Consider the following 12,904-nt stretch of genomic DNA (forward strand, 5'->3'; position numbering starts at 1 on the left):
GTTTACACCGGTCCGAGGCCGTGCTTCTTCGCGGGCCGGTGGACCCGCTTGTTGGCCAGCAGTTCGAGGGCGTGGGCGATCTCCCGGCGGGTGTCGGCGGGATCGATGATCTCGTCGACCAGTCCGCGGCTGGCGGCCATGTACGGCGAGGAGAAGGTGTCCCTGTATTCCTGGACGAGTTCGGCTCGGCGTGCCTCGGGGTCTTCGGCCGCGGCGATCTCGCGGCGGAATACGACGTTGACGGCGCCTTCGGCTCCCATGACGGCGATTTCGGCGGTGGGCCAGGCGAAGACCTTGTCCGCTCCGAGGTCCTTGGAGCACATCGCGACGTACGCGCCGCCGTAGGCCTTGCGCAGGACGACGGTAATCTTCGGGACGCTGGCTGCGGAGTAGGCGTAGAGGACCTTGGCGCCGTGGCGGATGATGCCGCCGTGTTCCTGGGAGACGCCGGGCATGAAGCCGGGGACGTCGACGAGGGTGACCAGGGGGATGTTGAAGGCGTTGCAGAAGCGGATGAACTTGCAGGCCTTGTCGGAGGAGTCGATGTCGAGCACGCCGGACATGACGCTGGGCTGGTTGGCGATGAACCCGACGGTCCGGCCGATCATGCGGCCGAAACCCACGACCAGTGAACGGGCGAAACCGGCCTGGACCTCGAGGAAGTCACCGTGGTCGACGATGCGTCCGATGACGTCGCGGACGTCATAGCCGCGGCGGCCGTCGACGGGGACGATGTCGCGGAGGGAGGGGTCGGATTCGACGATTTCGTCGGGGTTGACCAGCGGCGGTTCCTCGGTGTTGTTCTGCGGCAGGAAACTCAGCAGTTTCTGCGTGATGAGGATGGCCTGCTCGTCGTCCTCGGCGATGAAGTCGATGTTGCCGGCCTTGGACATGTGCGAATCGGCGCCGCCGAGGAACTCGGCGGTGACGTCCTCACCGGTGACGGTCTTGATGACTCCGGGGCCGGTGATAAACATGTTGGCCTTGCGGGTCTGGATGACGAAGTCCGTCAGTGCGGGGGAGTAGGCCGCGCCGCCGGCGCAGGGGCCGGCGATGATGGAGATCTGCGGCACGAGGCCGGACAGCAGGACGTTGTTGTAGAACACCTTCCCGTACCCGGAGAGCGAGCCGATGCCCTCCTGGACGCGCGCTCCGCCGGAGTCGTTGATCAGGACGAAGGGGGTGCCGGTGGTGGCGGAGGCCTGCATCATCGCGGCGACCTTGTTGGACTGTTCCTCACCGGCGGAGCCGCCCATGACGGTGAAGTCCTGGGAGGCGACGTGGACCGGGCGGCCGTAGACGGCGCCGGACCCGGTGACCACGCCGTCGGCGGGCAGGGTCGCCTTGTCCAGTCCGAAGTGGGTGGAGCGGTGGGTGGTGAAGGCCCCGGTCTCCTGGAAGGTGCCCTCGTCGATGAGCAGGTCGACGCGTTCGCGGGCGGAGAGTTTGCCGCGTTCGTGCTGGGCCTCGATCTTCTTCTCTCCGCCGCCGGCGAAGACCTTCGCCCGACGTTCGGCGAGTTCGGTCAGGCGGGTGTCCATGTTGTCTTGCGCCATCGGACTATCGTGCTCCTTCGTGCTGGGGTGGTGCAGGGGGATGGGGGAGAGCTCTACGCGGGTTCGACGCGGACGGTCTGGCTGCGGCCGCCGACGGAGACCCTGTAGGTGATCGGTTCGCGTACGGCCGAGGCACCCTCCTTGGCGGCCTGCTTCTCGGCCTCGAGCTGTTCCTTCGTCTTGCCGACGGACTTCGGGCCTTCGTCGCGGGTGGTGAAGAATCCGGGGGCGACGCCGGGGAACAGAGCGTTGGTCATCACGTCCTCGTCGGAGCCGTCGGCTCCCTCGAGGGCCGCGGCCTGCTCGACGAGTTCCTCCCACTCGGGGTCGAGGAGGTCCGCCGGGCGGCAGGTGATGGGTTCCTTCTTGGTCTGTTTCTTCGCCTGCTCGATGAGCTCCGGGTTGCGCTCACCGATGCACTCGCCGTAGTAGCCGAGCATGAGGTCGGCGAATTCGGCGGTGAGGACCTTGTACCGGCCCATGAGCACGTTGAACACGGCCTGCGTGCCGACGATCTGGGAGCTCGGGGTCACCAGCGGCGGGTAACCGGCGTCCTTGCGGACCACGGGGACCTCCCGCATGACCTCGTCGATGCGGTCGCCCGCGCCCTGGGCCTTGAGCTGGGACTCCATGTTCGACAGCATGCCGCCGGGGATCTGGGAGAGGAAGATGTTGGTGTCCACCAGTGTCTTCGACTCGAACTCGGCGTACTTGGGGCGGACCTCCTTGAAGTGGTCGCGGATCGTGATGAGCCGCTCCATGTCGAGGCCGGTGGTGTAGTCGGTGCCCTCGAGCATCTCGACGAGGGACTCGGTGGGGTTGTGGCCCGGGCCGAGCGACATCGACGAGATCGCGGTGTCGACGACGTCGGCGCCGGCCTCGATGGCCTTCATCAGGGTCACCAGGGTGACGCCGGTGGTGGAGTGGCAGTGGACGTTGATCTGCGTGTCCTCGCCGTAGGTTTCCTTGATGCCGCGGATGATGTCGTAGGCGGGCTGCGGTTTGAGCAGCGCGGCCATGTCCTTCAGGGCGATGGAGTCCGCGCCCATGTCCAGCAGGCGTCCCGCCTGTTCGACGTAGCCCTCCACGGTGTGCAGCGGGGAGACGGTGTAGCAGATCGTGCCCTGGGCGTGCTTGCCGACGTTCTTCACCGCGGCCATGGCGTGCTCGAGATTCCGGGGGTCGTTGAGGGCGTCGAACACGCGGAAGATGTCCATGCCGTTCTCCGCGGACAGTTCCACGAACTTGTCCACCACCATGTCCTCGTAGTGGCGGTAGCCGAGCAGGTTCTGGCCGCGGAGCAGCATCTGGAGTTTCGAGTTGGGCAGCAGCTTGCGGAAGGTGCGCAGCCGCTCCCAGGGGTCCTCGTTGAGGAAGCGGATGCAGGCGTCGAACGTCGCCCCGCCCCAGCACTCAACGCTCCAGTACCCGGCCTTGTCGATGTCCTCGCAGATGCCCGTCATGTCCTCCATGGCCATGCGGGTGGCCATCAGGGACTGGTGTGCATCGCGCAGTGCTACTTCTGTCACGCCGATCTTCCGAGGGTTCATGATCTCCAAGATACTGATGTAACGCGGAATGCGGAGGGGTATCGAATGTGGCGACGGACACCCCCGTCTTGTTTGGTCGGGCGTAATCGGAAGTTTACGGGCCGTTCGTCGGGAATGTCGTGGTAGACGCCGCGAAGCCACCCTGTCCAGCGTACGGGCCATCAACTGTGTGTTGCATCACATGATGTGGGAGGTGGCCGACACAGGGCATGCGGGTGTCGCCTAACGCTCGATCGCCGGCCCGCGGGCGTCCCCCGTGGCGTTCGTTTCTCCGCACACGGTCCGGTAGGCGGCGGCGACGGTGAGGATCGCCACCGGGATCGAGACCAGGAGCCCGACCCCGAGCGCGAGCGCACCGGCAATGAGGACCGGGATGCAGACGAGCAGCAGTGCGACGAGCCGGAGGTAGTGCGCCCGGCCCATGGCGAAGCCCCGTGCGAGGGACTCGCCGACCGTCGCGCCCGCGCTGCAGCAGAACGGGGCGAACAGTACAAAGGGCAGCAGCAGAACGCTCACGGCTGTGATGATCAGGGCGGTGAGCCGTAGGCGGAAGTACCAAGGACCGTCGATGAGCGCCCACTCCGGTCCCAGGAGATCCGTGACGTGGATCACGGCCGCCTGGACCGTGAGGAACGCGGCGCCGATCAGCAGCAGTACGGGGAAGGCGTTTCCGTGTTCCCTGTCGGTGTTGTCCCCGTTTCCTGCGGTGTCGCGGAGTGCGGCCCGGATGATGAAGGTGAACCCGAGCGCGAACAACGCCGTGGATATCGCACCGTTGATGACTGCCCCGGCGCTCGATTCGGCGGTCGCGCTGAACCCTCCGGAGTCCTCATTCCGGAGGGTCGGCGGTGCGAACAGGATCGCGATGATCCCGTATCCGAGCCATCCCCATGTGTTCGTGAGGAAGGTTTCCACGGCCGTGTTCAGGCAGCGGCGGATGGAGAATCCGCCGGTGGTGGTCCCGGAGGTGGCGAGGTCGTCGCTGGTGCGCATCCGGCTCCTCGAAGAAGTCAGCCCCGTGCACGCACGGGGGAACGGCGTCCGGTCACCGACAGGGTAACAGGGTGAGCCCGCCGCAGGGGTGGCCGTGGAACCCACGGCCACCGGGTCAGACGAGTTCGCCGGTGAGCCGGTCCAGACGCCGCTTCGACGCACCGTCGAGGCCGATGATCTGCACCTCCGTGCCCTTCGCCGCGTACTTGCGGGTGATGGCGTCGAGGGTGGCGACGGTCGAGGCGTCCCACACCTCCGCGTCGGTGAGGTCGATGACGACCTGGGCGGGATCGTTGTCGTAGTCGAACTGGTAGACCAGATCGTTCGACGAGGCGAAGAACAGCTGACCGACGACGCGGTAGGTGCGCAGATTGACCCGGCCGTCATCGTCGGTGTCGACGTCGGCGATCTTCTCCACCGTGGTCAGGTGGGCGACCCGCCGGGCGAACATGACCATCGCCATGACCACGCCGGTGACGACGCCGACGGCGAGGTTGTGGGTGGCGAGGGTCGCTGCGACGGTGACGAGCATGACCGCGGTCTCGGACCAAGGCATGAGGGTGAGGGTTCGGGGTGCGATGGAGTGCCAGTCGAACGTGCCGACGGAGACCATGATCATGATGGCCACCAGTGCGGCCATGGGGATCTGTCCGACGATGTCGCCGAGGGTGACCACGAGGATCAGCAGGAAGATGCCGGCGAGGAAGGTGGACAGGCGGGTGCGGGCGCGGGATTCCTTGACGTTGATCATCGTCTGGCCGATCATCGCGCAGCCACCCATGCCGCCGACGAAGCCGGAGGCGATGTTCGCCGCGCCCTGACCCCATGCCTCACGGGTCTTGTCGGAGCGGGTCTCGGTGAGATCGTCGACGAGCTTCGCCGTCATCAGCGACTCCATCAGGCCGACGAGCGCCATCGCGAGCGAGAACGGCGCGATGACCGTCAACGTCTCCAGCGTGAGCGGGACGTCCGGGATGAGGAACTGCGGCAGGCTCGAGGGCAGCTCGCCCTGGTCGGCGACATCGGGCAGGCTGAACCCGCCGAGCATCGCCACCGCGGTGAGCACGATGATCGCGATGAGCGGTGCCGGAACGGCCGTCGTCACGCGCGGCAGGAACACCATGATCGCGATGGCCACCGCCATCAGCGGATACACCACCCACGGCACGTTGTACAGGTGCGGTATCTGCGCCATGAAGATGAGGATCGCCAGTGCGTTGACGAAGCCGACCATCACCGAGCGGGGGATGAAACGCATCAGCTTCGCCACGCCCGTCGCGGCGAGCAGGATCTGGAAGACACCGGCGAGAATCACCGCCGCGATCAGGTAGTTCAGTCCGTGGGACGCGACCAGCGGTGCGATGACCAGGGCCACCGCACCGGTCGCCGCGGTGATCATCGCCGGTCGTCCGCCCGTGAACGCGATGGTCACGGCCATGATGAAGGAGGAGAACAGCCCGACCCTGGGGTCGACGCCCGCCAGGATGGAGAAGCTGATCGCCTCAGGGATGAGAGCGAGTGCCACGACGAGGCCGGCGAGGACCTCGATGCGCAGCCTGCGCGGGGAGGAGAAGGCGGCGCGGAAGGAGGCCGGGACACTGATGTCTCCGTGGGTGTCGTTCACGGCGGAGCGCTCGAGGGGCATGGGGGCCTTTCAGGTGGATCATGGGAAGAATCAGCGCGGCGCTCCACCACGCGGGGGCGTGGTGGGCGGTTCGGGTGCACGGCGCTCCCGCGGTTGATCCGGGGAGGGTGCGGCTGATGAAGAAAAAGCCCGATCGGGCGCGTTGCGCTATCCGGTCGGGCACACAGGAGGTCCACCCTAGCGGTGTTGCGGCACAAAGGGAAACGGCGTCGACACTCGTCCCGCCGATCCCCTCACCCCGTGGCGTAGGTTGGACAGGGAAGAAAACAGCCCCGGACCGAACCCCGGCCGCCCCGACCGACACGAGGAAGTGACCCTCCCCGCTCCATGAACGAACTCACCCGGCCCGACACCGCCCTCGTCCAGTCCGCGGCCCGCGGCATCGGCCTCGAGCCGCGTGCAGCCGCCCCCGGCGCCGACGTAACCGTCGACCACGGGCCCGTCACCCTCACCGTGCGCGTGGACACGGAGAACGACGACCCCCGGATCATCGCGCTGCTGCGCTACAACGGCACCGTCACCGCGGCCGACTACGTTACCGCGCTCGTCGCCGCGAACGCCGTGAACTCGGCCCCCTGTGCGCCGCACGTGTTTCTCTCGGCGCCCGGCGGGGAACCGCTGCGGACGGTGCTCGCACCGGGGGAGAACACCTCGGCCGAGGACGCCGCCCCCCTCGACGTCACCGCCCGCCTGGTGTTCCCGGTCGGCGACGGGGTGACCAGGGGACAGGTGGCAGGACTCATCGGCACCGCGCTGCGCATCGGCGGGGAACTCGCGGAGGCGATCGCGAAGGCGCTGCCGGACTCCGCCCCCGAGGTCACGGAGACACCGGGCCGCTCCGTCGTCCGGACGCCGTCCCCGGAGCTCCCACCGCTGACCCGGGAGCGGGTCACCGGCTGGTTCGCGGCGCGCGGGGTGGAGGAGGTTCCCTACGACGAAGAGACGGAGACCGTGTGTCTGTCGATGGACGGGACCCCCGTCGACATCATCCTCTCCGATCCCGAGCAGGCCGTCGTCCGCGTCGCGGCCCGCGTGCCCGCGACCGGTGAGCCGGATCCCGGACAGCTCCTGCACGTCTGCAACCACGCCAACGCCCTGTCCACGACCGCGGCGGTGTGCGCGGTGCAGCGGTTGGGTGACTGGTGGCTCGTGTCCCGCGTCGGCGTACCCGTGGCCGCAGGCGTCAGCGACACACAGGTCGACGCCGTGATCAGGACCGGTGTCATCGGTGCCGGTTCGCAGCTGAAGGCCGTGCTCCGGCAGGTCTGATCCGGCTCCGGCCTGGGGCTGTGGGACCGGTGGGGAAGTGTTAGACTCACCCACATAAGTTCACTATGTGGGAATGGAGTCTCATCAAATGAAACTGGCGGTTATCGGCGGCGACGGAATCGGCCCGGAGGTCACGGCGGAGGCACTCAAGGTCCTCCGCGCTGTACGCGACGACATCGAGACCACCGACTTCGACCTCGGTGCGCGCCGCTACCTCGCCACCGGTGAGACCCTCACCGACGACGACCTCGCCAGCCTGCGGGATCACGACGCGATCCTCCTCGGCGCCGTCGGCGCCCCGGGCGAGGTCCCGCCCGGTGTCCTCGAACGCGGGCTGCTGCTCAGGATGCGCTTCGCCCTCGACCACCACGTGAACCTGCGTCCCGCGAAGCTCTACCCGGGATCCGCCAGCCCGCTCGCCGACCCGGGCGAGATCGACTTCGTCGTCGTCCGCGAGGGAACCGAGGGCCTCTATGCAGGTAACGGCGGCCTCCTCCGCGAGGGAACCGAGCACGAGGTCGCCAGCGAGGTCAGCCAGAACACCCGCTTCGGCGCGGAGCGCGTCGTCCGCGACGCCTTCGAGCGCGCCCGCGCACGCCGCGGGCACCTGACCCTCGTGCACAAGACCAACGTCCTCGTCCACGCCGGTGGGCTGTGGCAGCGCACCGTCGACGCCGTCGCCGCCGAGTACCCGGACGTCACCGTCGACTACAACCACATCGACGCCGCCACCATCTACATGGTCACCGACCCCTCCCGCTACGACGTCATCGTCACCGACAACCTCTTCGGCGACATCCTCACCGACCTTGCCGGCGCAGTCACCGGCGGGATCGGGCTGGCCGCCTCCGGCAACATCGACGCCTCGGGCGTCAACCCCTCCATGTTCGAACCGGTCCACGGCTCCGCACCGGACATCGCCGGAAAGGGCGTCGCCGATCCGTCGGCCGCGATTCTCTCCGCGGCACTCCTCCTGCGCCACCTGGGCGACGGGGACAACGCCGCACGCATCGAGAAGGCCGTCGCGGAGGACGTCGCCTCCCGCGGTGCCGGCGGTGTCGTCACCAGCGAGGTGGGCGACCGGATCGTCGCGGCTCTGGGGTAGTGCCCCAGGCCCGGGCGCGACCCCTCCACCGGCGGGAACCACTGAGTCTCCGATTCCTCCGCCCTGCCCGGGTCACCGGAGATGAATCCGCTGAACCCGGTCCGGTCCGGCCGCGGTCCGGACAATCGGTGATCCCGCACTCCGGTGATCCCGTCGGTCACGTCCACGGAAGTCCGCCGTCGGGGTGTGACGCCGATTTCCCGGCGTCACGGGGTGGAGAGAGAAGCGCCCCACCCCGTGAAACCACGGGGGATTCGGGCGTGGGCCGGTCCGTGGTCGGCTGACCGGACGACATCCCGGGGATGGTGGAACCCAGTCAGGGGTGTCGCGCGGGCTGTCCCCCACCGCTGCACCACGCGGAAACGGGCGCACACCACCGGTGTGTCGTCGCTGACGGTGAAGTGGGGATCGCCGATCGCTTCGCGGTATTCGGTGCTGTGCCGGAACCCGCGGTGCGCCGACGCCCACTCCCGGGCGGTCGTGTACCCCTCGCCCTCGGTCCGGGGCGAACTCGTCGTCCGCGTCGCCGAACGGGCGGATCACCGCGTCCGTTGTCTCGATGACGCACACCGGCCGGTTGTCGCTGTCGACCACGACCTCACGCGTGGCCGCCGGGGCCCGGGGATCGGTGCCCTCGGCCTCGTGCTCGCGCAGCTGGGTGGAGGTGGCGGTTTTCTCCCCGCCGAGAATCGCCGCGACCAGGGCATCGCGCAACGGTCCCGGGAACGCGAACTTGCCGGTGGGGAGTGCGGGGTCGGGCGGTGTGTCCGTCAGGAAATGATATCCCTGTGCCCGGTGCGGTGTCCGCTGTTCTACTCAACGATCAGCTTGTAGTCCTCCGCGATCCGTCGCCGCCAGCAGGCGATGTCGTGGCCCCCGACGAATCTCCTGGCGATGTGGTTCACGCCGAGTTCGCGCAGGCGGTCCTCGGCGTGCTCGAAGCCGTGCACCATGAGCCACTCGAGTTCTCCACCGTCGATGACGACCCGGATCCGGTCCGGTAGTTTGCGCAGCAGCTCCCAGTCCTCGAAGCGGGAGAACGGCGTGGACAGGGCGATGACCCCGGCCACCTGCTCGGGGCGGGTCGCGGCGGCGTAGAGGGCGCCGAGCCCGCCGTAGGACGAACCCGCGACGACGACCCTCGGCGTGCCGGTCTCCCGGGCCACGGTGTCGAGCACCGCGGCCGTGAAATCGTCGTTGCGTAGGAGGTCACGGTTCCTCGACCCGACGTCGTGGCCGTGGATGATGAACGCGATGTGGGAGGGGATCACGTCGAGGGTGGACAGTGCGGCCATCGCTCCGGCGTTGTGGAACAGCGGGCCGTCGAACACCACCAGCGGTACCCCGGTGCCACCGGTCTCCACGAGGCGCATGCACCGTGGTTCGGCAGCCTCGATGTTCACGGTCCGGGCCGGCCAGCCGGGCTCCTCGCCCGTGGCGTGGTCCATCGCGGCATCCGGTGCGGAGACCACGGTCGCCGGTGCGGACGAGTGATTGATCTCCTCGCCCTCGGGGAGGAGCGCGCCCCGGATCAGGTCCTTCCACCAGGCGCGCTGTGCGGCACCGGTCGGGGCCACGGGATGCTCGCCCTCCATCGGCAGGTAGCGGACGCTTCCGCGCCAGCCCTTCGGGACCTTCAGGACGCAGGCGCGGACCTTGGGGACCTCGGGATGCGGGCGCATCAGACCGGCCTCGAGGCGCGACCGGTCGGTGATTCCGGAGACGTCCGCGAAAAGGCTGCGGCCGGGTGCTCCCCGGGTGGTCGCCAGGACGAGTGCCCACCCGTCGTCGTGGGGGACGAATCGTGGGGTGTTGGCGCAGGCTGCATCGCACAGGACGTCGTCGGCGACCGTGTCGAGGGGTAGGGCGTTGTCCTTGATGGGGAACGGACGGGTGCCCGGTTGGACGCGAACGGTGGACAAGCGAATCACCTCGGGTTGACGGTCGGGGGGCGGCCGGATTCAGGCGTGTGACCCTGTGGTCCACGCATGTGGTTCGATTGCGGTAAGCGTACAAAAATCGGGGACGTGAAACCAGGGTGCAACCGGGAATTCACAGTGAACGGTGATAGCTTTCCGATGAACCCACGGTGACCGCATTGGAGACGTGCATCACGTGAATTGGCTGCATGTGTCCGCGATCACCATATACACTTGCTGCATGTCTGTTGAACTTGATGAGGTCCGCGACTTCCTGGCCACCACCGATCCCTTCGCGCAGCTGCCGGATGAGGTCCTGGACGCCCTGCCCGCGCAGATGGACATGCGCTATGTCCGTCGTGGGGTGACGATCGTCGGGACGGGGGACACCAACGACACCCTCCACGTGATCCGGTCCGGCGCCGTGGACATCACCGATTCGGACGGCATCCTCCTGGACCGGCGTGGTGCGGGCAGGACCTTCGGGTACTCGACTCTCGTGGGTGACAAAGCGGCCTCCCGGTACGACATGATCGCCGTCGAGGACACCCTCCTCCTCGTCCTGCCGCGTCAGGCGTTCGTCGAGCTCGCGGAGGAGCATCCCCAGGTTCAGCGCTACTACTCGGGTCAGTCCGCCCGGATCGCAGCGGCGGCCTCGTCCCTGCGGCAGGACTCAGCCTCCGACGTGCTGAGCACCCTCGTCGGGGACTTCATGGTCACCGAACCCGTGTCGGTGGAGGACGGCGTCTCGGTCCGTGAGGCCGCCAGGACGATGGAGGGCAACCGCGTCTCGTCCCTTCTCATCACCCGCGGTGGAGACCTCGCGGGAATCGTGACCGACCGGGACATGCGGGGCGGGATCGCCTCGGGAACGGACCTGGACGGGCCGATCACCGAGATCATGACGGCGGGACCGAAGACGGCGACGTCCGACATGCCCGCCTTCGAGGCGATGCTCCGCATGGCCGAACGACGCGTCCACCATCTTCCGGTCGTCGATTCGGGTCGCCTCGTCGGGCTGGTCAGCTCCTCCGACATCATGCGGCTGCTGCGCCATGACCCCATCTACCTCACCGCGGACCTCTCCAGGCGCGACACCCCGGAGGAACTGAAGGAGGTCTACGACAACGCCCACGACGTGGCCGTCCGGTTCATCGAACGGGGCGCCAGCTCGGAGGAGATCACCGGACTGCTCACCGTGGCCGCCGACGGTCTGGCCAGGCGCCTGCTGCAGCTCGGCGAGGAGAAGTTCGGCGAGCCACCGGTCCCGTACGCCTTCGTCGTCGTCGGCTCGCAGGGGCGCCGCGGCATGCGGCTGGCGAGTGACCAGGACAACGCGATGGTGCTCGACGACTCCTTCGATGAAGCGGAGCACGGGCAGTACTTCGCGGATCTCGCGACCTACGTGTGCGAGGGCCTGGCCGCCGCCGGTCAGGTGCTCTGCCCGGGCAACATGATGGCGATGAATCCGGACTGGCGGATGACGGTCTCGACGTGGATCTCCACGTTCCACAACTGGATCACCGCACCCGAGCCGGACGCCCTGCTCCACGCACAGACCTTCTTCGATTTCCGGGCCATCCACGGCGAGGAGAGACTCGCCGAGGAGGTGCACACCTTCGCCGTCCGGCAGGCCAGGGGCGCACAGCGGATGCACGCGCACCTCGGCGCGCTGGCCGCCCGCCGCGAACCGCCGCTGGGGCTCTTCCGCGGCCTGGTTGTGGACCGCTCCGGGGAGTACGCCAACACCCTCGACGTGAAGAAGGGCGGCACCGCCGCGATCGTCCAGATGGCGCGGCTGTTCTCCCTCGCCAGCGGAATCGATGCCGTGGGCACCCGGCCACGCCTCAAGCTCGCCGCCGGGCAGGGGGCGGTGTCCACGGGCGGGGCCGAGGAACTCATCGACGCCTTCGACTTCCTCAACACCATCGCCCTCAAACAGCAGGCGGAGCAGGTCCGGCGCGGCGAGGAGCCGAACTACCACATCAACCCGAAGGCGCTGGGCAGGCTCGATTCCGAGCACCTGCGCGACGCCTTCCAGATCATCAAGAACATGCAGAACGCACTGGCGACGAAGTACCCGGTCAGGAGCATCTGATGTTCGGTCTGGACAAGCGCTCCCGCACGATGCGCGCCGCGACCGGCCCGCTGGCGGAGTTCTACCGGAGCAGTTTCCCGGTTCCCTCCGACAAGTTGGACACGTTGCCGTTGCTCGCCGTCGACGTGGAGACCACCGGACTCACCCCGGGAAAGGACCGGCTGCTGTCCATCGGCTGGGTCCCGGTCGACGGCGGGTCCATCGACCTCGCCGGAGCCGGACACGTCGTGCTCCGCGGAACCGAGGGGGACGCCTCGGTGGGGGACTCCGCCACCGTCCACGGACTGACCGACGACGCCGTCGCCGCGGGCGAGGACCCGGCAGAGGCGGTGGCCCGGCTGCTGGACGCGCTCGCCGGGCGGGTCATGCTCGTCCACTACGCCCACATGGAGCAGGGGTTCCTCGGGTACGCGTGCAGGCGGCACTTCGGCGCCGACCTGATGGTCCCGATCGTCGACACCTTCGCCGTGGAACGCCGCCACATGGAACGCATGGGAACCTATCCCCGGGGCGAGGACCTGCGCCTGCCCCGGGTGCGTGGTCGCTACGGGCTACCGTTCTACCGCAGCCACAACGCACTCACCGACGCCCTGGCGTGCGCGGAGCTGTATCTGGCCCTCGCGGCGAACGCCCGGGGCGACACGATGAAGACGATGCAGCCCTGATCCTTTCGCCTGCCGCGGGAAACCACCGGTGGCCGCATGGGAACTGACGGGCACCGCTGATCCCGGCGGGACCGTCCCGACCGCCAGTCACGTATCGTGCCCGC

Annotated in this window: 10 protein-coding genes; 4 read left to right on the top strand and 6 right to left on the bottom strand. The window is 68.2% G+C overall.

Annotated features, from left to right (window positions below; all coding sequences use genetic code 11):
• Positions 1-2 precede the first annotated feature (2 nt).
• The 4 genes from JIM95_RS09185 to JIM95_RS09200 all read right to left on the bottom strand — a co-directional run bounded on the left by JIM95_RS09185 (position 3) and on the right by JIM95_RS09200 (position 5,744).
• Positions 3-1,556: an acyl-CoA carboxylase subunit beta gene (locus JIM95_RS09185; protein ID WP_200259030.1), complete on the bottom strand. Its 1,554-nt coding sequence runs from the start codon at positions 1,554-1,556 to the stop codon at positions 3-5.
• A 53-nt stretch (positions 1,557-1,609) separates the two neighbouring features.
• Entirely contained in the window at positions 1,610-3,106 is a 1,497-nt protein-coding gene (locus tag JIM95_RS09190) for a methylmalonyl-CoA carboxytransferase subunit 5S (RefSeq protein WP_200259033.1), read from the bottom strand.
• Positions 3,107-3,328: 222 nt separating this feature from the next.
• A complete protein-coding gene (locus tag JIM95_RS09195; protein WP_200259036.1) occupies positions 3,329-4,099 on the bottom strand; it encodes a hypothetical protein in 771 nt (256 codons plus the stop codon).
• 115 nt (positions 4,100-4,214) lie between these two features.
• Positions 4,215-5,744 carry a SulP family inorganic anion transporter gene (locus JIM95_RS09200; RefSeq protein WP_200259039.1) on the bottom strand — a complete coding sequence of 510 codons (1,530 nt, stop codon included), beginning with the start codon at positions 5,742-5,744 and terminating at the stop codon, positions 4,215-4,217.
• A gap of 327 nt (positions 5,745-6,071) precedes the next feature.
• Between JIM95_RS09200 and JIM95_RS09205 the strand changes: the two genes are divergently transcribed.
• Both JIM95_RS09205 and JIM95_RS09210 read left to right on the top strand, forming a co-directional pair.
• Positions 6,072-7,013: a type III secretion system chaperone family protein gene (locus tag JIM95_RS09205; RefSeq protein WP_200259042.1), complete on the top strand. Its 942-nt coding sequence runs from the start codon at positions 6,072-6,074 to the stop codon at positions 7,011-7,013.
• An 88-nt stretch (positions 7,014-7,101) separates the two neighbouring features.
• Positions 7,102-8,118 (top strand): 3-isopropylmalate dehydrogenase, encoded by a 1,017-nt coding sequence (locus tag JIM95_RS09210; RefSeq protein WP_200259069.1) that lies wholly within the window; start codon positions 7,102-7,104, stop codon positions 8,116-8,118.
• A 72-nt stretch (positions 8,119-8,190) separates the two neighbouring features.
• Here the strand turns inward: JIM95_RS09210 and JIM95_RS11590 are convergent, their stop codons facing one another.
• Positions 8,191-8,832 carry an ASCH domain-containing protein gene (locus JIM95_RS11590; protein WP_418904044.1) on the bottom strand — a complete coding sequence of 214 codons (642 nt, stop codon included), beginning with the start codon at positions 8,830-8,832 and terminating at the stop codon, positions 8,191-8,193.
• 98 nt (positions 8,833-8,930) lie between these two features.
• The gene (locus JIM95_RS09220; protein ID WP_200259092.1) at positions 8,931-10,040 is read right to left on the bottom strand and encodes an alpha/beta fold hydrolase; all 1,110 of its coding nucleotides are present in this window, start codon (positions 10,038-10,040) and stop codon (positions 8,931-8,933) included.
• Between the two features lie 238 nt (positions 10,041-10,278).
• Here JIM95_RS09220 and JIM95_RS09225 point away from each other — a divergent pair, with 238 nt between their 5' ends.
• Both JIM95_RS09225 and JIM95_RS09230 read left to right on the top strand, forming a co-directional pair.
• Positions 10,279-12,135: a DUF294 nucleotidyltransferase-like domain-containing protein gene (locus JIM95_RS09225; RefSeq protein WP_200259095.1), complete on the top strand. Its 1,857-nt coding sequence runs from the start codon at positions 10,279-10,281 to the stop codon at positions 12,133-12,135.
• Positions 12,135-12,800, top strand: coding sequence for an exonuclease domain-containing protein (locus JIM95_RS09230; protein ID WP_200259098.1), 666 nt, complete (start codon positions 12,135-12,137; stop codon positions 12,798-12,800). Before JIM95_RS09225 ends, JIM95_RS09230 begins: the two co-directional genes overlap by 1 nt.
• Positions 12,801-12,904 lie beyond the last annotated feature (104 nt).

The organism is Corynebacterium antarcticum (assembly GCF_016595285.2).
Lineage (GTDB): Bacteria > Actinomycetota > Actinomycetes > Mycobacteriales > Mycobacteriaceae > Corynebacterium > Corynebacterium antarcticum.